Origin of the sequence: Massilia sp. TWR1-2-2, from assembly GCF_049897565.1 — a bacterium.
Classification (GTDB): domain Bacteria; phylum Pseudomonadota; class Gammaproteobacteria; order Burkholderiales; family Burkholderiaceae_D; genus JAFCUW01.
In genome coordinates this window covers 80295-97836 of the sequence record NZ_JAFCWM010000016.1, presented here as the reverse complement: position 1 = coordinate 97836, position 17542 = coordinate 80295, and the positions used below count along the sequence as shown (strand labels likewise).

General features: G+C 65.2%; 22 protein-coding genes and 1 tRNA gene. 11 read left to right on the top strand and 12 right to left on the bottom strand.

Going from position 1 to position 17542, the window contains the following annotated elements; genetic code table 11:
* Nucleotides 1–44 precede the first annotated feature (44 nt).
* From ACP7DD_RS16750 to ACP7DD_RS16715, 8 genes are all read left to right on the top strand, one after another.
* Nucleotides 45–452 (top strand): diacylglycerol kinase, encoded by a 408-nt coding sequence (locus ACP7DD_RS16750; protein ID WP_426175937.1) that lies wholly within the window; start codon nt 45–47, stop codon nt 450–452.
* 87 nt (nt 453–539) lie between these two features.
* Entirely contained in the window at nt 540–1103 is a 564-nt protein-coding gene (locus tag ACP7DD_RS16745; RefSeq protein WP_426175936.1) for an RBBP9/YdeN family alpha/beta hydrolase, read from the top strand.
* A gap of 42 nt (nt 1104–1145) precedes the next feature.
* Entirely contained in the window at nt 1146–1784 is a 639-nt protein-coding gene (locus ACP7DD_RS16740; protein WP_426175935.1) for a peroxiredoxin, read from the top strand.
* Between the two features lie 153 nt (nt 1785–1937).
* A complete protein-coding gene (locus ACP7DD_RS16735; protein ID WP_426175934.1) occupies nt 1938–2711 on the top strand; it encodes a sulfite exporter TauE/SafE family protein in 774 nt (257 codons plus the stop codon).
* A gap of 109 nt (nt 2712–2820) precedes the next feature.
* Complete coding sequence (gene cysT / locus ACP7DD_RS16730) at nt 2821–3675, top strand: sulfate ABC transporter permease subunit CysT (protein ID WP_426175933.1); 855 nt, start codon at nt 2821–2823, stop codon at nt 3673–3675.
* Entirely contained in the window at nt 3672–4601 is a 930-nt protein-coding gene (gene cysW / locus ACP7DD_RS16725) for a sulfate ABC transporter permease subunit CysW (protein ID WP_426175932.1), read from the top strand. The genes cysT and cysW overlap by 4 nt, the downstream gene beginning before the upstream one ends.
* Nucleotides 4598–5671 (top strand): sulfate/molybdate ABC transporter ATP-binding protein, encoded by a 1074-nt coding sequence (locus ACP7DD_RS16720; RefSeq protein ID WP_426175931.1) that lies wholly within the window; start codon nt 4598–4600, stop codon nt 5669–5671. The genes cysW and ACP7DD_RS16720 overlap by 4 nt, the downstream gene beginning before the upstream one ends.
* Entirely contained in the window at nt 5668–6603 is a 936-nt protein-coding gene (locus tag ACP7DD_RS16715; protein WP_426175930.1) for a CysB family HTH-type transcriptional regulator, read from the top strand. Before ACP7DD_RS16720 ends, ACP7DD_RS16715 begins: the two co-directional genes overlap by 4 nt.
* Nucleotides 6604–6618: 15 nt before the next feature.
* Here ACP7DD_RS16715 and ACP7DD_RS16710 read toward each other — a convergent pair whose 3' ends face one another.
* The 5 genes from ACP7DD_RS16710 to ACP7DD_RS16690 form a co-directional block, all read right to left on the bottom strand.
* Entirely contained in the window at nt 6619–7665 is a 1047-nt protein-coding gene (locus ACP7DD_RS16710) for an aldo/keto reductase (RefSeq protein WP_426175929.1), read from the bottom strand.
* 11 nt (nt 7666–7676) lie between these two features.
* A complete protein-coding gene (locus ACP7DD_RS16705; protein ID WP_426175928.1) occupies nt 7677–8714 on the bottom strand; it encodes a quinone-dependent dihydroorotate dehydrogenase in 1038 nt (345 codons plus the stop codon).
* A gap of 30 nt (nt 8715–8744) precedes the next feature.
* On the bottom strand, nt 8745–9476 hold the full coding sequence (locus tag ACP7DD_RS16700) for an arginyltransferase (RefSeq protein ID WP_426175927.1): 732 nt from the start codon (nt 9474–9476) through the stop codon (nt 8745–8747).
* 101 nt (nt 9477–9577) lie between these two features.
* Nucleotides 9578–10306, bottom strand: coding sequence for a leucyl/phenylalanyl-tRNA--protein transferase (gene aat / locus ACP7DD_RS16695; protein ID WP_426175926.1), 729 nt, complete (start codon nt 10304–10306; stop codon nt 9578–9580).
* A gap of 2 nt (nt 10307–10308) precedes the next feature.
* Nucleotides 10309–10890 (bottom strand): NUDIX hydrolase, encoded by a 582-nt coding sequence (locus tag ACP7DD_RS16690; RefSeq protein ID WP_426175925.1) that lies wholly within the window; start codon nt 10888–10890, stop codon nt 10309–10311.
* A 166-nt stretch (nt 10891–11056) separates the two neighbouring features.
* Here ACP7DD_RS16690 and ACP7DD_RS16685 point away from each other — a divergent pair.
* Both ACP7DD_RS16685 and ACP7DD_RS16680 read left to right on the top strand, forming a co-directional pair.
* A tRNA-Met gene (locus ACP7DD_RS16685) sits at nt 11057–11133 on the top strand.
* Between the two features lie 194 nt (nt 11134–11327).
* A complete protein-coding gene (locus ACP7DD_RS16680) occupies nt 11328–11741 on the top strand; it encodes a T6SS immunity protein Tdi1 domain-containing protein (protein WP_426175924.1) in 414 nt (137 codons plus the stop codon).
* Here ACP7DD_RS16680 and ACP7DD_RS16675 read toward each other — a convergent pair whose 3' ends face one another.
* The 5 genes from ACP7DD_RS16675 to ACP7DD_RS16655 form a co-directional block, all read right to left on the bottom strand.
* Nucleotides 11742–12290, bottom strand: coding sequence for a hypothetical protein (locus ACP7DD_RS16675; protein WP_426175923.1), 549 nt, complete (start codon nt 12288–12290; stop codon nt 11742–11744).
* A complete protein-coding gene (locus ACP7DD_RS16670) occupies nt 12275–12766 on the bottom strand; it encodes a hypothetical protein (RefSeq protein WP_426175922.1) in 492 nt (163 codons plus the stop codon). The genes ACP7DD_RS16675 and ACP7DD_RS16670 overlap by 16 nt, the downstream gene beginning before the upstream one ends.
* A gap of 92 nt (nt 12767–12858) precedes the next feature.
* On the bottom strand, nt 12859–13737 hold the full coding sequence (locus tag ACP7DD_RS16665) for a DNA-3-methyladenine glycosylase family protein (RefSeq protein WP_426175921.1): 879 nt from the start codon (nt 13735–13737) through the stop codon (nt 12859–12861).
* A 1-nt stretch (nt 13738) separates the two neighbouring features.
* Nucleotides 13739–14626 (bottom strand): DMT family transporter, encoded by an 888-nt coding sequence (locus tag ACP7DD_RS16660; RefSeq protein WP_426175920.1) that lies wholly within the window; start codon nt 14624–14626, stop codon nt 13739–13741.
* Between the two features lie 91 nt (nt 14627–14717).
* Nucleotides 14718–15728, bottom strand: a complete 1011-nt coding sequence (locus ACP7DD_RS16655) for an XdhC family protein (RefSeq protein WP_426175919.1) — start codon at nt 15726–15728, stop codon at nt 14718–14720.
* 44 nt (nt 15729–15772) lie between these two features.
* On the opposite strand from ACP7DD_RS16655, the gene ACP7DD_RS16650 reads away from it, so the two are divergent.
* Complete coding sequence (locus tag ACP7DD_RS16650) at nt 15773–15910, top strand: hypothetical protein (protein WP_426175918.1); 138 nt, start codon at nt 15773–15775, stop codon at nt 15908–15910.
* A 53-nt stretch (nt 15911–15963) separates the two neighbouring features.
* On the opposite strand, the gene ACP7DD_RS16645 is transcribed toward ACP7DD_RS16650, so the two are convergent.
* A complete protein-coding gene (locus ACP7DD_RS16645; RefSeq protein WP_426175917.1) occupies nt 15964–17052 on the bottom strand; it encodes a M48 family metalloprotease in 1089 nt (362 codons plus the stop codon).
* Between the two features lie 15 nt (nt 17053–17067).
* Complete coding sequence (gene dut / locus ACP7DD_RS16640; RefSeq protein WP_426175916.1) at nt 17068–17526, bottom strand: dUTP diphosphatase; 459 nt, start codon at nt 17524–17526, stop codon at nt 17068–17070.
* Nucleotides 17527–17542 lie beyond the last annotated feature (16 nt).

Genomic DNA, 17542 nt, shown 5'->3' with positions numbered 1-17542 from the left:
CCTTATTCCCGTAGCGGCCGGGGCGGCGCATAATGGCGCATCACATGCCATTTACCAAACTTCCCATGGTCCAGCCAGTCAGCGATTTCAAAAGCAAGAACGGCGTCAAGCGCATCGTTTCAGCCTTCTCTTATTCGATGGACGGCTTTAGGGCAGCCTGGCAGAACGAAGCCGCGTTTCGCCAGGAAATGCTGGTCGTGGTGATCGGCACCGTCACCGCGCTCAGCATGAAGATCTCCGCTTTCGAGAAGCTGATGCTGGTCGCCGTGCTGGTGTTCGTGCTGGTCGTCGAACTGATCAATTCGGCCATCGAGGCGGTGGTCGACCGCATCTCGCTCGAGGCCCATCCGCTGTCGAAAAATGCCAAGGACCTCGGCAGCGCGGCGGTTGCGCTGGCGATCGGCATTGCTGCCGCGGCCTGGGCCGTGGTGCTGTTCAACCGCTTCTACTAGCGCTTATTCGCCTGGCGAATAAGCAATCGCCAAACGATTCGTTCGGTTTGCCGCGTCCGCATCGTATCCTGCTGATCAGGAGGCAATATGGTGCGCGAACTTTTTCCCGATTTCCAGGTTATCTTGGTGCCCGGCCTGCATGACAGCGGCCCCGGCCACTGGCAAAGCAGGTGGCAACGGCGCCACCCCGAGTGCTGGCGCGTCGTCCAGGATGACTGGAGCATTCCCGACTTGCCGGCCTGGGCGGCCAGGCTCGACGAGGTGCGCGCCCTTGATCCGCGCCCGGCCTTGCTGGTCGCGCACAGCTTCGGCTGCCTGGCGGCGGTGGCGTCGATCGCCGCCAATCCGCACCAGGTCGCCGGCGCCTTGCTGGTGGCGCCGGCCGATCCCGCCAGGTTCGGCGTTGCCGACCTGTTGCCGGCTGCGCCATTGCCTTGCCCGAGTTTGCTCATCAGCAGCGTCAACGACCCATGGATGCGCGCCGACCATGCCGGCCTCTGGGCGCAGCGCTGGGGCAGCGAGCTGGTCGCCGCCGGCGCGCTTGGCCACATCAATGCCGAATCGGGCCTCGGCGACTGGCCGCTGGGTTGGGACAAGTTGCACTTATTATATGATCGGGCGCACAATGAGGATCCGGCCTTGCCGGCATGAGCCTTGGCTCGCCTGACCCTTTCAACACCTCTGGAGACCACCATGACATTACGCTTGGGCGACATCGCCCCTGATTTCGAGCAGGATTCCTCGATCGGCAAAATCAAGTTCCACGAGTGGGCAGGCGACTCATGGGTGGTATTGTTTTCCCATCCGGCCGACTTCACTCCGGTGTGCACGACCGAGCTCGGCCTGACCGCCAAGCTCAAGCCCGAATTCGACAAGCGCAACGTCAAGGCGATCGCGTTGTCGGTCGACCCGGCCGAAGCCCACAAGAACTGGATCCGCGACATCGAAGAGACCCAGAAGACCGTGGTCGGCTTTCCGATCATCGCCGACGAGGACAAGACGGTATCGGTGCTGTACGACATGATTCACCCGAACCAGTCGGTGACGGCGACGGTGCGCTCGCTGTTCGTCATCGACCCGCAGAAAAAAGTGCGGCTGACGATCACCTATCCGATGAGTACCGGGCGCAATTTCGACGAAGTGCTGCGCGTGATCGACGCGCTGCAGCTGACTGACAAGCACACGGTCGCCACGCCGGGCAACTGGCGCGACGGCGATGACGTGATTATCCCGCTGACGGTGCAAGATCCCGACGTGATCAAGCAGAAGTATCCGAAGGGGTTCACTGCGGAGCGGCCATATTTGCGGATGACGCCGCAGCCGAACAAGTAAGTTGAGCAACTCAAGGAACGCGCCTCCGGGCGCGTTTTTTCTGGTAGCCGGCGCCGGTCGGCGCGCCGACGTTGAACGCATAAGCAAATAAGATAACCGTTGTTTGGCATATCGCTCAGTTAGCTTAACCTTGCAGCTAACTTGAGGGACCATATGCTTCTGACTTATATCATTTCCGGATTCGCCGTAGGACTGCTCGTCGGCATGACCGGAGTCGGCGGCGGCTCCTTGATGACGCCGCTGCTGACCCTGCTGTTCGGCGTGCCGCCATCGGTTGCCGTCGGCACCGACCTGGCGTTCGCCTCGATCACCAAAACCGCCGGCACCTTCACCCACCGCCTGCGCGGTACCATCCGCTGGGACATCGTGCGCGCGCTTTGCGTCGGCGCCTTGCCCGCCGCGGTAGTGGCCACGCTCGCGCTCAAGCAGTTCGGCGCCCTCGACAAGGAAATCGGCCAGGTGATCCGCTATTCGATCGCCGGCTCGGTCCTGCTGACGGTGACCGCGCTGCTGTTCAAGACACGCATGCTGGCGTGGATCAATGCCAAACCGAGCCGCCAGCTGCAAGGCCGCCCTCTGTTCATCGCGACCGTGGTCGCCGGCGCCGTGCTCGGCCTGCTGGTGACAGTGTCGTCGATCGGCGCCGGCGCCATCGGCGCCACCCTGCTGGTGATGCTGTATCCACACATGAGCGCGGCGGAAGTGGCCGGCACCGACATTGCCTACGCGGTTCCGCTGACCGCGATCGCCGCGTTTGGCCACTGGTGGCTCGGCTCGATCGACTGGAACCTGCTCGGCGCCTTGCTGGTCGGGTCGGTACCCGGCATCATGATCGGATCGTACGCGGCGCGTGCCGTGCCCGAGCGTTTCCTGCGCGGCCTGCTGGCCGCTACCCTGACCGGCGTGGCCGCCAAACTGATTTACTAGTTCTTAAATAGCTAATTCGTCTATGCAAATGAAAAATGCTTCGTTTGCGTTATGAGTTTCTGGTGCGATTATCGCATCCTAATAGAAGAATTCGTGATAAGAGGACCGAATGTCAGCTGTCTCCATCCCCAAGCCGCAGGGCGCGCCATTCCGGGTCATGCCCGGCTTTGGCCTGTCGCTCGGCTTCACCATTTTCTACCTCGGCCTGATCGTCCTGATCCCGTTGTCGGCGGTGTTTCTGAAGACCTTCACGATGACGTGGGAAGCCTTCTGGAGCGCCGTCACGTCCGACCGGGTAGTCGCGTCGTACAAGCTCAGTTTCGGTGCGTCGCTGATCGCCGCTTTCATCAACGTCATCTTCGGCGGCATCGTCGCCTGGGTGCTGGTGCGCTATAAATTTCCCGGCAAGCGCTTCGTCGACGCGCTGGTCGACCTGCCGTTCGCGCTGCCGACCGCCGTCGCCGGCATTACGCTGACGGCGCTGTATTCGACCAATGGCTGGATCGGAAAATACCTCGCCGAATTCGGCATCAAGGTCGCCTTCACGCCGCTCGGCGTGGTGGTGGCGCTGACCTTCATCGGCCTGCCGTTCGTCGTGCGCACGGTGCAGCCGGTGCTCGAGGAAGCCGAGCGCGAACTCGAAGAAGCCGCCGTCAGCCTGGGCGCGAGCTCGCTGCAGATCTTCGCGCGCGTCGTCTTCCCGACCATCATGCCGGCCTTGTTGACCGGCTTCGCGCTCGCCTTTGCGCGCGCCACTGGCGAATACGGCTCGGTCATTTTCATCGCCGGGAACATGCCGATGGTGTCCGAGATCACGCCGCTGTTCATCATCACCAAGCTGGAACAGTACGACTACGCCGGCGCCACCGCGATTGCGGTGGTGATGCTGCTGGCGTCGTTCGCGATGCTGTTGACGATTAACCTGCTGCAGGCATGGACCCGCACGAGGGCGGGTAAAAAATGAGCGCGCTGGTAGAAAAAATCGTGGATACCCCTGCCGTCGCACCGCCGCGCCGCGGCGAACTGCCTACCGCCTCGAATGTATTCGAGCCGGCATGGATCCGCATCTCGCTGATCACCGTCGCGCTTTCGTTCCTCGCGCTGTTTTTGTTCGTGCCGCTGGCGGCGGTGTTTGCCGAAGCTTTCAAGAAGGGCTGGCAGGCCTACCTGGCCGCGATCACCGATCCCGATGCCGTCTCCGCCATCAAGCTCACCTTGATCGCCGCGGTGATCGCGGTGCCGCTGAACCTCGTGTTCGGCGTGGCCGCTTCCTGGGCCATCGCCAAGTTCGAGTTCCGCGGCAAGAGCATTTTGCTGACGCTGATCGACCTGCCGTTCTCGGTGTCGCCGGTGATCTCGGGCCTGATCTACGTGCTGATGTTCGGCGCCCAGGGCTGGATCGGCCCGTGGCTGCAGGAGCACGACATCAAGATCCTGTTCGCCGTGCCTGGCATCGTGCTCGCCACCATCTTCATCACGTTCCCGTTCGTCGCGCGCGAACTGATCCCGCTGATGCAGGCGCAGGGCACCGAAGAAGAAGAGGCCGCGCTGGTGCTGGGCGCCTCGGGATGGAACACGTTCCGCCGCGTGACGCTGCCGAACATCAAATGGGGCCTGCTGTACGGCGTCATCTTGTGTAATGCGCGCGCCATGGGCGAATTCGGCGCGGTGTCGGTGGTGTCGGGCCACATCCGCGGCGAGACCAATACCATGCCGCTGCAGGTCGAGATTCTCTACAACGAATACAACTTCGCGGCCGCCTTCGCGATCGCCTCGCTGCTCGCCTTGCTGGCGCTGGTAACGCTGGCGATCAAGTCGTTCATCGAATGGCGCCTGCACGAGTCACAGAACGTCGAATCCGACGTGCGCATCCTGGAGCAAACAGCATGACGATCGAAGTTAACAATATCCGCAAGCAGTTCGGCCAGTTCACCGCGCTCGATAACGTCTCGCTGCAGTTCCCCGCGGGCGAACTGACCGCGCTGCTGGGGCCTTCGGGCTGCGGCAAGACCACGCTGCTGCGCATCATCGCCGGCCTCGAGCATCCCGACTCCGGCCAGGTCCTGCTGGATGGCGAAGACGCCTCCGCGCGCCACGTGCGCGAGCGCCAGGTCGGCTTCGTGTTCCAGCATTACGCGCTGTTCAAGCACATGACCGTGTTCGAGAACGTCGCTTTTGGCCTGCGCGTCAAGGCGCGCAAGGACCGCCCGTCGGAGCAGGCGATCCGCGACAAGGTCAGGTCGCTGCTTGAACTGGTGCAGCTCGACTGGCTGGCCGACCGCTATCCGCCGCAGCTTTCTGGCGGGCAGCGCCAGCGCATCGCCCTGGCGCGCGCGCTCGCGGTCGAGCCGCGCGTGCTGCTGCTCGACGAGCCGTTCGGCGCGCTCGACGCCAAGGTGCGCAAGGAGCTGCGGCGCTGGCTGCGCCGCATGCACGACGACCTGCACGTCACCAGCATCTTCGTCACCCACGACCAGGAAGAGGCGCTCGAAGTGGCCGACCAGGTGGTGCTGATGAACAAAGGCCGCGTCGAGCAGCTCGGCACGCCCGACGCGGTCTACAACCACCCGGCGTCGCCATTTGTCTACGGCTTCCTCGGCAACGTCAATCTGTTCCACGGCCGCGTGCACGAAGGCGTGCTGGCCAGCGGCGGCACCACCTTTGACGTACCCGACCACGCCGAAGTCCAGGACGGCAAAGGCATCGCGTACGTGCGCCCGCACGACCTTGAAGTCGACCGTTATTCGCCCGGCGCCGAAGGCATCGTCGTCAAGCTGCGCCGCGCTCACGCCATCGGCCCGCTCGCCCAGCTCGACCTCGAACGCACCGACAACGCCGAAATCATCGAGGCGGTCATTCCGAACGAACGCTATCGCCAGCTGCAGCTCAAGGACGGCGAGACGCTGGTCGTGCGGCCGCGCCGCATGCAGGTGTTCGTCGACCAGGGAGCGGCGATATGAATTTCCAGCAGCTGCGCTCGATCCGCGAGGCAGCGCGGCGCAATTTCAACCTGACCGAAGTGGCCAACGCGCTGTTCACGTCGCAGCCAGGTGTAAGCCGCCAGATCCGCGAACTCGAAGATGAACTCGGGGTCGTGATCTTCGAGCGCAACGGCAAGCGCCTGACCGGGTTGACCGATCCTGGCAAGGGCATCCTCAAGATCGTCGATCGCCTGCTGGTGGAAGCGGAAAACCTGCAGCAGGCCAGCCTCGAATACGCGGGCCAGAAGAGCGGCACGCTGTCGATTGCCGCGACCCACACGCAGGCGCGCTATGCGCTGCCGAAAGTGGTGCAGTCGTTCCGCGCCGATTTTCCCGAGGTGCGCATCGCGCTGCAGCAAAGCGCGCCCGATCACATCGCCGAGTGGGTCTTGTCGGGCAAGGCCGATTTCGGCATCGCCACCGAAGGCCTGTCGCAGTTTCCCGACCTGGTCTCGTTCCCTTGCTACAGCTGGAGCCACCTGATCGTGGTGCCGGACGGGCATCCGCTGCTGGCGCATTCGCCGATCCGGCTGGAGGAACTGGCCGCGTACCCGCTGATCACCTACGACGTCGGCTTCACCGGCCGCGGCCACATCGACGCCGCCTTCGCCAAGGCCGGCGTCAAGACCGACATCGTGCTCACCGCAATGGACTCGGACGTCATCAAGCAGTATGTGTCGCTGGGCCTTGGAGTCGGGCTGGTGGCGTCGATGGCGTTCGACCACGGGCGCGACAAGGGACTGCGCGCGGTCGAGGCGTCGCACCTGTTCGCGCAGAACGTCACGCGCCTGGCGGTGCGGCGCGGCGCCTACCTGCGCTCGTACGCGTATCACTTCATCGAGCAGTTTGCGCCGGCGCTCACGCGCGCCGAAATCGACCGCGCGATGAACGCCGAGGCGCCGCACAGCTAGCGTTCGCGCGTGCGCTTACTGCCCCGCATTCGGGATCCGCGCGTGGATGCCATTGATCGAGGCGATCACGTGCTCGGGCAGTGTCGTCTCGGCGGCGTCGATGTTTTCCTTCAGCTGCGCCAGGTTGGTCGCGCCGATGATCGTCGAGGCGACGAACGGGCGCGTATAGCACCAGGCCAGCGCCATCTGCGCCGGCGTCATGCCGTTCTCTCGCGCCAGTTGCGCATACTCCTTCACCGCCGCCAGCACGGACGGACGCAGGTAGCGCGGACTCCACGTCGGCGGGAAAATCGTCAGCCGGCCGCTCGCCTTCGGGTTGTCGAGGTACTTCGCGCTTAACTGGCCGAACGCCAGCGGGCTGTAAGCGAGCAGGCCGACCTCTTCGCGAAAGCAGGTCTCATCTAACAGGCTCGTTTCGAAACCGCGTGCCGTCAGGTTGTACAGGTTCTGGATGGTGGCGATGCGCGGCAGCCCTTTGATCTCGGACTGCTTCGTGAACTCGCACACGCCCCACGAGCTCTCGTTCGAGACGCCGATGTGGCCGATCTTGCCGGCGTCGATCAGGCTGCCCAGCGCCGCCAGCGTGTCTTCGATCGCCACGCAGCTGCGCTCCTTGTGCGGCTCGAACGCGGTAGCGCCGAAGATCGGCACGTTGCGGCTCGGCCAGTGCAGCTGGTACAGGTCGATGTGGTCGGTCTGCAGGCGCTGCAGGCTCGCCTCGACCGCGGCGCGGATGTTGGCCGCGTCGAGGTTGTTGGCGCCGCCGCGTACCCAGTGCAGCCCCGGGTTCGGGCCGGCGACCTTGGTGGCCAGCACGACGTCGCCGCGCCGGCCGGTTTTCTTCAGCCATGAGCCGATGAAGCGCTCGGTGGCGCCCTGCGTTTCGGCGCGTGGCATCACCGGATACATTTCAGCGGTGTCGATGAAGTTGATGCCGCGCTCGAGCACGTAATCGAGCTGGCTGTGGGCGTGGGCTTCGGTGTTCTGTTCGCCGAACGTCATCGTGCCCAGGCATACCTTCGATACCCGCAGCGGGCTCGTTCCAAGCAGTGTGGTTTTCATCGCGCCAATCCTCATTGTCTGATGGCGTTGGCGCACTCGCGCACCAGCGCCGGCCCGGTGTAAATCAGGCCGCTGTAGAGCTGCACCAGCGCGGCGCCGGCATCGATCTTGGCCTTGGCGTCGGCGCCCGACATGATGCCGCCGACGCCGATGATCGGCAGCTCGTCGCCCAGTTCGTAGTGCAGCGCGCGGATCACGATGTTCGACAGTTCGAACACGGGCTTGCCCGACAGGCCACCGGCCTCGAGGCCGTGCTCCATGCCCTCGACGGCGCTGCGCGACAGCGTCGTGTTGGTGGCGATGACGCCGTCGATCCGGTGCCGCAGCAGCGCGCCGGCGATGTTCTTGACCTGCTCGGAGTCGATGTCGGGCGCGATCTTGAGCGTGATCGGCACGTAGCGCTTGTGCTGGTCGGCCAGGCGCGACTGCGCCTCCTTCAGCTGCGCCAGCAGCGCGTCGAGTTCGGAGGCCCCTTGCAGCTGGCGCAGGTTCTTCGTGTTGGGCGAGGAGATATTGACCGTCACGTAGCTGGCGTACGGGTAGACTTTCTGCAGGCAGTGCAGGTAGTCGTCGGCGGCGCGCTCGATCGGCGTGTCGGCGTTTTTGCCGATGTTCAGTCCCAGCACACCGTCCTTGTTCTGGTAAAACTTCGACGCCTGCACATTGGCGACAAAGGCGTCGACGCCGCCGTTGTTAAAGCCCATGCGGTTGATAATGGCCTTCGCTTGCGGCAGGCGGAACATGCGCGGCTTCGGATTGCCGGCCTGGCCGCGCGGCGTGACGGTACCCACTTCGATCGAACCGAAGCCCAGCGCCGCCAGGCCGTCGATGTAGGCGCCGTCCTTGTCGAGTCCCGCGGCGAGACCGACCGGGTTGGGGAAGGTAATGCCCATCACCGTGCGCGGATCGGGCGCCGGCTTGGCGAACGCGCGCGTCAGGCCGAGCGCGGCGGCGCGGCGCAGCGCCGGCAGCGTCAGGTTATGGGCAGCTTCCGGATCGAGCGCGAACAGCAGGGGACGGGTGAGGGCGTACAGCAGTTTATCGGACATGGGGGGCGGGGGTTGTGCGGACCGCTCATTTTACCTCTTGTCGAGCAGCCCCCAGGCCCCTTTGATGCGCGCCTCGAGCGGGCGGAAGTTGGTCTTGTACGCCATCTTCGGACTTTGCTCGATCCAGTAGCCGAGATACACGTACGGCAGCCCCAGTTCGTGGGCCTGGGCGATCTGCCACAGCACGTTGTAGGTGCCGAACGAGGCGCCCGCGACGTCGGGGTCGAAAAACGTGTAGACCGACGACAGGCCGTCCGACAGCACGTCGATGATCGACACCATGCGCAGCACGCCATCGGGCTCGCGAAACTCGACCAGGCGCGTGTTGACGCGGCTTTGCAGCAGGAACTGGGCGTACTGGTCGCGGCTGTCCTGGTCCATGCCGCCGCCGACGTGGCGCGTGCTCTGGTAGCGCAAATACAGCGCGTAGTGCTCGTCGGAGAAGCCCAGGTTGGCGACGATCGCCGCCAGCGACGCATGGCGCGCCGCTGCGCGCCGCTGGCCGCGGCTCGGCTTGAACTCGTCGGTGCGCACCCGCACCGGGATGCAGGCCTGGCAGCCGTCGCAATACGGCCGGTAGGTGAAGATGCCGCTGCGGCGAAAGCCGTTCTTGACCAGCTCGGAGTAGACGTCGGCGTTGATCAGGTGGGACGGGGTGGCAACCTGCGAGCGCGCCAGGCGCGCGTCGAGGTAGCTGCACGGGTAGGGCGCCGTTGTGTAGAACTGCAGCGTTGAGAATGGCAGGTCGTTCAGGTGCGTCATGCGGATGCTCTCGATGTGACGTGGTTGCGCTACGGTGTCTGGTTCTGCGTCTGTGGTTCTAGGTCTGTATGCTAATCTATTTTAACGAAAGATTCGCATCCTCACCGGGCCGCTGTCAAGGCCGGCACCGGCTGCCAGTTCGAAATGCCCGGTTCGCGGATGGCGGCGCGCAGATGTTCAAGAAACTCGGCGCGGGAAATCGGCGCCGCGCCGAGCGACGCCAGGTGGCCGGTCTGCTGCTGGCAGTCGATCATCGCCACCCCGTGGCTGCGCAGGAAGGCGACCAGGTAAGCGAGCGCGATCTTGGAGCCGTCGGTGACGCGCGCGAACATCGATTCACCGTAAAACATGCGGCCGATGCAGACGCCATAGGCGCCGCCCACCAGTTCGCCGTCGAGCCACAGTTCCGACGAATGCCCGTAGCCCATTGCGTGCAGGCCAGTGTAGCCGTCGATAATGTCTGTCGAAATCCAGGTGCCGGGGCCGTCGCGGCGCGGCGCGGCGCAGGCGCGCATGACGCCTTCGAACGCGCTGTCGAACCGCACCTGCCAGCGCCCGCCCTCCTGCACGCTGCGCTCGACCCGGCGCAGCGTCTTTTTCAGGCTGTCGCTGACGCGGAATTGGTCGGTGCGCAGCACCATGCGCGGATCGGTGCTCCACCACAGGATCGGCTGGCCCTCGGAGAACCAGGGAAAGATGCCGTGCTGGTAGGCGATCAGCAGCCGCTGCGGCGACAGGTCGGCGCCGGCCGCGAGCAGGCCAGGCGCGTCGATCGTCAGCGCGTGCGAGACGTCGGGAAACGGCGTATTCGTTTCGAGCCAGGGGATCATGGTTAGCCAGGGTCGCTGGCGGCACGCATCGGACGCACGATGTCGATACTGTGGAATCCGTAACTGCCGCCTTCACGGATTTTGACGCGATCGGCAAAGAACAGTTCCAGCGTCTTGCGAATGGTCGGGAAGGCAAGGTCGTCCCACGGAATGTCGCGTTCGCTGAACAGGCGCACGTCCAGGCTTTCAATGCCGGCGGCAAAGTCGAGCTCGCGCAGCCGCGCCAGGTAAAACAAATGCACCTGATGGACGTGCGCCACGTTGAGCAGCGTAAACAAGGCGCCGAGCTCGATGTTGGCGCCGGCTTCTTCTTCCGTCTCGCGGATTGCCGCCTCGGCCGTCGTCTCGTTGTTTTCCATGAAGCCGGCCGGCAATGTCCAGTAGCCGTAGCGAGGTTCGATCGCCCGCTTGCACAGCAGCACTTGCAATTGACCATCGCTTTCCCACACCGGCAGGGAACCGATCACCAGTTTTGGATTTTGGTAATGAATTGCATCGCATTGCGCGCAAACGTAGCGCGGCCGGTTGTCGCCCTCGGGAATTGCCAAGGCGACGGGATGGGCGCAGTCGGAACAAAATTTCATAGGTAGCCGCCAGGATGTTGTTTCGCTTACTTTACACCGATTGGGCCCGCTTCGCCGCAACCGGGAATCGGGCAAAATCGCCATCGAGCACACAAGGCGTGCTGCTATCGCACATTGGCTATAGATTGATATTGCCTAACCGGCCGATAGTCCGTATAATCTCTCCTGCGGGGTGGAGCAGTCTGGCAGCTCGTCGGGCTCATAACCCGAAGGTCACAGGTTCAAATCCTGTCCCCGCAACCAGAATGTAGGTCAAGCCGCTAGTTTCGAAAGGAACTAGCGGCTTTTCTGCATTTGCGCGTTTGCTTTGATGCAACCTTGGCACTCCTCGATGTGCATCAACTTCGCCGCAGGCAGCCCGGACATCGGCCTGCCGCCGCGGTCGAACCAATGGCTGTTCCCTTTTGGGGGCGGCCACACGACAGGAGCGCGAAACGATGAGTACTGTTGACGAAATTAATGAATCGTGGGGCTGGGTCGGGCTGACGGCTGTCGAAGTGCTGGGGGAAAACGACTTTGGCAACCTGATCATCCGGGATGAAGACGGTAAATACTGGCGCCTTTGTCCGCAGGAACTACGTTGTGAACCGGTGGCCGGCGACCAGGACGAGTTCGACAAGCTGTCCTACAACCAGCAATTTCTCCACGGCTGGTACATGACCGAACTGGTGACCCTGGCGCGCGAAAAGCTCGGGCCGCTGGCGTCCGGGCGCAAGTACTGCATGACGGTGCCGGGCGTGCTCGGCGGCGAATACGGCGAGGACAACCTGGCCACCGCGCCGCTGCTGGACCTGATCCGTTTCAGCGGCGAGGGCGCGCAGCAGTTCTGCGGCATGGCCGGCATGGACTGATCAGCCGCCGAAGGCGCGCATCACGCCGACGTGGAACACGTCGCGGTCGTTGGCCTGCTGGTAACTGTTGACGCGGCTTAGGGCGAAAAACGCCTTGGTGCGCTGGTCGAGTTTCCGTTCGGCTTGCATGGTCAGCAAGCCATGCACGCCGCTGCGGTAGCGGCCGCGCCGGTTGCGCGCCGCGTACCGGCCGAATCCCACCGCGACCTGCCAGCTACGGATGACCGGCTGCACGAACCAGCCCTGCACGGCAACGCCGCGGCGGTCGACCAGCACGTCGTCGTCGCCTTCGAGCACCGCCTTGGCCGACAACGCCCATTTGCCGCCGTACTGCGTCGCCTCCAGTGTGGCGCTGGCAACCGCCCGCCGCCCCGTCTGTGTCGTTTTTGAGCTGCCGAGGGAAGCGCCGAGCCACGGGCGCCCTTGCGGCAGCGTGCCTTCGGTGTATGGCGGCACGCTGGCAAAGTGGCGGCCGACTCCGATCATGACGGCGTGCGAACGGTGCGCCTTGTGCATCCACACGTGGTTGTACGCTAGCCGCAGGTGCAACCCCGGCGCCCAGCGATCGAGGCGATAGCGTAGCGCCAAGCTGCTGAGGATGCCGCGGCCGCTTCGTTGACCTCGACGCCATTGACGTCCGTGGTGTTGTAGGTCGAATACGGCCCGGCCGACAGTTCGCCTGTGAAGCCGGCGCCAAGCACGCGCGTGACGGTGGCCTGCAGCGCAAACCTGTCGCGATCGTGGTTGTCGGGATGGCCTTCATTGTTGTAGACGAACTCGATGCGCGCGGTCGCGTCGCGGCGGGCCCAATCGAGCCCCGGCAGCGCCGGATCGAGTTCGCGCCCGAGCCGCAATTCGCTGGCGCGCGAGGACATCGCGCGGTCGCCGCGCAGGTTGTCGCCGTCAATTCTGCCGTTGCCGTGTTGGGCTGACAGGTAGGCGCCGCGTCGATCGGCATCCGAGGTCTGGGCAGGCGCGCCGCCGGCAGCAGCGAGGACAACGGTCAGGCAGGATATGCGCTTCATCGGGATGGCTCCTACAGCAGTTGGAGCGCTTGAAGCGATGAGGGTTGGTCCGCCGGGCGCAGCGCCTTTGCGCTAACGCAAACCGTGGCTAGTCAGTCGGCATGGCTGAGACTGGCCCACAGGTGGGCAGCGGCCATCGTGCGGTGCGGCCGATAGCGCTCGAGCAACGCTTCGGTGCGGGCAATGTCGGGCTTGGCGTGTTCGCCCAGCAGCTTCTGGAATGCGGCGCGGATGGCGACGTCGCCATGCAAGGAGCAGTCCGCATAGCCGTAGCCACGCAACAGCGCGTAGTTGACGGTCCACGGGCCGATGCCCTTGACCGCCAGCAGCGCCGCGCTGGCCGTGGCGATGTCGTCATCGCGCGCCAGGCTCAGCTCGCCGGCGTCGAGCAGGCGCGCCACGCGCAGCAGCGTTTCGGCCTTCGAGCGCGAAAATTTGCGGCCCGTCAGGTCGGCGCAATCGAGCGCGGCGACGTGCCGCGCTTCCGGATAGCACCACAAGCCGCTGCTGTGCTGCCGGCCGGCCTGCACGATCAAGGTGCGGCGCAGCGCGATCGCGAACGGCAGGTTGATCTGCTGGCCGATGATGGCCCAGGTCAGCGCTTCAAAGATGCTTGCCGACTGCACGATCCGCAGGCCGGGACTGCGCCGCGCGACAGCGCCAAGCAGCGCATCGTCGGCGGCCAGTGCCAGGAACGGCGCCGGGTCGATGCGCAGGCCGAGAATATTGAGCAGGGCGTCGTCGATCATCGCGCGCGCCGCGTCGCTGAGCGCGCCGTCGGCGTGCACGTCGCAGCGCGCCAGCGGTTCGCCAAGCGTCACGTCGAGCAGCACCGCCACGCCGTCAAGCAGCACGCCCTTGCGGATGCGGCCGTGCGACACCTGCTCGGCCACGCCTTCGGCATCGCGGCTGTGGAAGGCCAGCACGTCGGCTGCCTGGTAGCCGGGCGGCAGCGCGATCGTCACCTGCATCTCAGCTCGCCCGCGCCGGCGGCGCGCCGAAGCGCGGCACCAAACCGGTCACCAGCGCCGTGCCGGCAATGACGATGGCGGCGCCGACAGCGGTGTACCAGCCGACCGCCTCGCCGAGGAACAGCACGCCCCACAGGATGCCGAACAAGGGGTTGAGAAAAGTGACCGTGAGCGCCGAGGTCGGGCCGACATCGTCGATCAGCTTGAAGTAAAGGATGTAGGCGATGCCGCTGCAGACCACCCCGAGCGCCAGCGCGGCGGCCATGATGGCCATCGTCGGCGCGGCCGGCGCCGGGAACAACGGCACCAAGGGCAGCACCAGCAGCGCGGCGGCCCACATGCTGCCGTGTGCATTGGCGAACGGCTCGACGCTCCTGGCGGTGCGCGCATACGCGCTGGCCAGGCTGTAGCTGAGCGCCGCGGCCAGCGCCGCCGCCACCGCCCGCGCCGCGCCGGGGCCGGACGTGGCGTGGTCGAAGCCGACCAGCAGCGCGACGCCGCCGGTGCCGAGCACCAGGCCGGCGGCGACGCGCCCGCTGATTCGCTGGCGCGACCAGGCCGCGCCGATCAACGCGCCCCACATCGGCGCGGTGGCGTTCAGCACCGACAGCACCGATGCGGTCAGGGTGCGCGCGGCGAACGCAAACAGCAAGAACGGCAGCGCCGAATTGAATAACCCGAGCATCAGGTAGTGCTTCCAGTTGGCGCGCAGGTCCAGCCGCTTCTTGAGGAACAGGCCGACGATGGCGAGAAACAGCGCGGCAAAGGCGACGCGGTATTCGATCAGCACCGCCGGCCCCAGCACCGGCGCGCAGATGCGCATGAAAAGAAAGGAGCTTCCCCAGATCGCCGCGAGCAGCACCAGGCGCAGGAAGTTTGCTGTGTTCATAAAAATCCGGTCAGTGAAAACGGGGTAGTGTGGAGCAGGCGCGCGCTGGCGAAACCTGTTTCTTGCGATCGAATAGCTTGTATCAAGCTGCTTAGTCGCGCGCGCACGCCTCGGTGCCTGCCGGCGTCTGCGCCGCCGCATGGTTCACTTGCAGGCTGGCCGGCACGCCGTTCTTCACCGCCGTCATCTCGGCCAGGATCGATATCGCGATCTCGGCCGGCGTCTTGCTGCCGATGTACAGGCCCACCGGCCCATGCAGGCGCGCCAGCTCGGCGTCGTTCAGGTCGAACAGCTTGAGGCGCTCGCGCCGCTTGGCGTTGTTCAGGCGCGAACCGATCGCGCCGACATAGAAGGCGTCCGACTTGAGCGCTTCCATCAGCGCCAGGTCGTCGAGCTTGGGGTCGTGGGTCAGCGCCAGCACCGCGCTGCGCCGGTCCAGCTTCGCGTCGATCACCAGGTCGTCAGGCATCGTGTGCACCAGCTCGACGCCGGGCAGCTGCCAGCCGGCGCTGTATTCTTCGCGCGGGTCGCACACGGTGACGTGGTAATCCATCGCGCTGGCCACTTGCGCGACGAAACGCGACAGCTGGCCGGCGCCGATGATGAACAGGCGCCAGCGCGGGCCGTGCACGGTGCACAGCGCGCCGTCGGCCACTTGCTGGGTGGCGCCGGCGTCGGCGTGCGCCAGTGTGACGGCGCCGCCGGCCAGGTCGAGCCGGCGCGCCACCAGCTCGTGCCGTTCCAGCCGCGCCAGCAGCTCGTCGATGCCGCTGGCGGGCGACAGCGGCTCGATCGCCAGTTCGATGGTGCCGCCGCACGGCAGGCCGAAGCGGTGCGCTTCGTCGGCGCTGATGCCGTAGCTGAGAATTTCGGGAACGGTGCGGGTGATGCCGTGCTGGCGCACCTGCTCGATCAGGTCGTCCTCGATGCAGCCGCCCGACACCGAGCCGACCACCTGGCCGTCCTCGCAGATGGCGAGGGTGGCGCCGATCGGCCGCGGGCTCGATCCCCACGTCTTGACGACGGTAACGAGCTGGCAGCGGCGGCCGTCCGCGATCCAGCCTGCGGCGGTCTTTAATACTTCAAGGTCTATGCTGTCCATGGATCGAATATACTGGGCGCCCGAAGACACGCACGGTGAATAACATGGACCATGATACAAAAAAAGACGACGGCTCGCCGAAGTTCGGCCGTTTGCTGGCGGTGCTGGTGGCGGCGGTGGTGTTTTGCGGACTGCTGACGTGGTTGATGGGGACGTTCTTCCCCGATTTTCCGAACTTCTGACGCATGCTGGTGTCTGACCATAGGTCAGACCCGCCTTAACTTGGTGCCCGGGTTTACGGCATCACCGACTTGCGCGAACCTGGCTTCGCCTTCACCTCGGCAACCGCCTTCTCGATGGCCGCGACACGCGCCGCGGTACTCGGATGGTTGGCCACATACCCGTTAAGCACCGTGCCCGGATGGGTCGCGGCGAGGCGCTTCCAGAACGGCGCGATGCCGTCGATGTTGTAGCCGGCGCGCGCCAGCAGGTACACCGCCAGGCGGTCGGCGGCGACATCGAGGTCCGACGGCATCGCCTTGATGCCGCCGCTGCCGATCAGCATCGACGTATCGGGCTTCACCGCGGCGAGGTTGTCGACGATGCTGTTGATGGTGCCGGTATTGCGCTGCGCCGCCGCGTGGCCGAGCATGTTGTGCGCCATGCCCTTGGCCAGCAAGTAGGCCAGTTCGTCGTCGTTTTGCGCGAAGCCGATCATGCCGCGCGTGACCATCACGCGGCTGCCGTCGGCATACGAGTTGATGTTGTCGGCATTTCCCAGTTCGATGCCGAAGCCGCAGGCGCGGGTGACCGGGATCGTCAGGTTCTTGTCCCTGCCATCGCGTTCGACGCCCATCGGCAGGCTCGGATTGGCCGCCAGCAGCGGACCGAAGACGCCGCCGGCCAGGGTGGACGCATTCGCGCCGCTTGGCAGCGGCTTGGCGCCGGCGGTCATCAGGCGGTCGCCGCGGCGCAGGCCCGCTTGCGCGGCGCCGCTACCGGCCAGCACGCCCGTGACCTGCAAGTGTTCGTCCATGCCGAAGGCGACGTGCGCCGCCTCGTTGTATTCGCCCGGGTACGAGTGGCGGTTCTTGGCGGTGAAGCCGAGCAGGCTGCGCGCCTTGTCCTTGCACAGTTCCGCGTTGTTGATCAACAGCGGCGCGGCGACGCGGTACAGGCGGTCCTGCAGGGCGGCCATGCGGGTCAGCGCTTCGGCGGCGGCGGCCATGCGCGGCGTCAGCCGCGGCACGACTTCTTCCGGCTGCACCTGCGGCGCCGGCGGAACCGGGCCTTGCAGCATGCGTGGAGGAGTGGTGCAGCCCGAGACCAGCAAGGCCAGCGCCAGGGCCGGCAGGGCGGTGCGAAGTCCAACGATGCGCTTCATAGATTTCCTCACTTATTATTGTTTGCCGGTGCTACCGAAACCGCCAGCACCGCGTTGGCTTTCTGTGCCCGAGTCGAATTCGTCGACGACGTTGAATGCAACCTGCATGACCGGCACGATAATGAGCTGCGCCAGCCGTTCCAACGGGTTCAGCGTAAAGGCCTGCTGCCCGCGGTTCCAGGTCGAGACCATCAACTGGCCCTGATAGTCGGAGTCGATCAAGCCTACCAGATTGCCGAGCACGATGCCGTTCTTGTGGCCCATGCCGCTGCGCGGCAGGATCATCGCGCAGTAGCCGGGATCGGCGACGTGGATCGCCAGGCCGGTCGGAATCAGCACCGTGGCGCCGGCCTCGATCGTGATGGCCTCGTCGATGCAGGCGCGCAGGTCAAGGCCGGCGCTGCCAGGGGTGGCGTAGGAAGGCAGCTGCTCCTTCATGCGCGGGTCGAGAATCTTGATGTCGATGGTCTTCATGGAGCCTTGTGGTTAC

Excerpts from the sequence above, each read along its gene's own strand:
- ACP7DD_RS16750 (WP_426175937.1), top strand. The coding sequence starts at position 45 with ATGCCATTTACCAAACTTCCCATGGTCCAGCCAGTCAGCGATTTCAAA.
- ACP7DD_RS16745 (WP_426175936.1), top strand. The coding sequence starts at position 540 with ATGGTGCGCGAACTTTTTCCCGATTTCCAGGTTATCTTGGTGCCCGGC.
- ACP7DD_RS16740 (WP_426175935.1), top strand. The coding sequence starts at position 1,146 with ATGACATTACGCTTGGGCGACATCGCCCCTGATTTCGAGCAGGATTCC.
- ACP7DD_RS16735 (WP_426175934.1), top strand. The coding sequence starts at position 1,938 with ATGCTTCTGACTTATATCATTTCCGGATTCGCCGTAGGACTGCTCGTC.
- cysT (WP_426175933.1), top strand. The coding sequence starts at position 2,821 with ATGTCAGCTGTCTCCATCCCCAAGCCGCAGGGCGCGCCATTCCGGGTC.
- cysW (WP_426175932.1), top strand. The coding sequence starts at position 3,672 with ATGAGCGCGCTGGTAGAAAAAATCGTGGATACCCCTGCCGTCGCACCG.
- ACP7DD_RS16720 (WP_426175931.1), top strand. The coding sequence starts at position 4,598 with ATGACGATCGAAGTTAACAATATCCGCAAGCAGTTCGGCCAGTTCACC.
- ACP7DD_RS16715 (WP_426175930.1), top strand. The coding sequence starts at position 5,668 with ATGAATTTCCAGCAGCTGCGCTCGATCCGCGAGGCAGCGCGGCGCAAT.
- ACP7DD_RS16710 (WP_426175929.1), bottom strand. The coding sequence starts at position 7,665 with ATGAAAACCACACTGCTTGGAACGAGCCCGCTGCGGGTATCGAAGGTA.
- ACP7DD_RS16705 (WP_426175928.1), bottom strand. The coding sequence starts at position 8,714 with ATGTCCGATAAACTGCTGTACGCCCTCACCCGTCCCCTGCTGTTCGCG.
- ACP7DD_RS16700 (WP_426175927.1), bottom strand. The coding sequence starts at position 9,476 with ATGACGCACCTGAACGACCTGCCATTCTCAACGCTGCAGTTCTACACA.
- aat (WP_426175926.1), bottom strand. The coding sequence starts at position 10,306 with ATGATCCCCTGGCTCGAAACGAATACGCCGTTTCCCGACGTCTCGCAC.
- ACP7DD_RS16690 (WP_426175925.1), bottom strand. The coding sequence starts at position 10,890 with ATGAAATTTTGTTCCGACTGCGCCCATCCCGTCGCCTTGGCAATTCCC.
- ACP7DD_RS16680 (WP_426175924.1), top strand. The coding sequence starts at position 11,328 with ATGAGTACTGTTGACGAAATTAATGAATCGTGGGGCTGGGTCGGGCTG.
- ACP7DD_RS16670 (WP_426175922.1), bottom strand. The coding sequence starts at position 12,766 with ATGAAGCGCATATCCTGCCTGACCGTTGTCCTCGCTGCTGCCGGCGGC.
- ACP7DD_RS16665 (WP_426175921.1), bottom strand. The coding sequence starts at position 13,737 with ATGCAGGTGACGATCGCGCTGCCGCCCGGCTACCAGGCAGCCGACGTG.
- ACP7DD_RS16660 (WP_426175920.1), bottom strand. The coding sequence starts at position 14,626 with ATGAACACAGCAAACTTCCTGCGCCTGGTGCTGCTCGCGGCGATCTGG.
- ACP7DD_RS16655 (WP_426175919.1), bottom strand. The coding sequence starts at position 15,728 with ATGGACAGCATAGACCTTGAAGTATTAAAGACCGCCGCAGGCTGGATC.
- ACP7DD_RS16650 (WP_426175918.1), top strand. The coding sequence starts at position 15,773 with ATGGACCATGATACAAAAAAAGACGACGGCTCGCCGAAGTTCGGCCGT.
- ACP7DD_RS16645 (WP_426175917.1), bottom strand. The coding sequence starts at position 17,052 with ATGAAGCGCATCGTTGGACTTCGCACCGCCCTGCCGGCCCTGGCGCTG.
- dut (WP_426175916.1), bottom strand. The coding sequence starts at position 17,526 with ATGAAGACCATCGACATCAAGATTCTCGACCCGCGCATGAAGGAGCAG.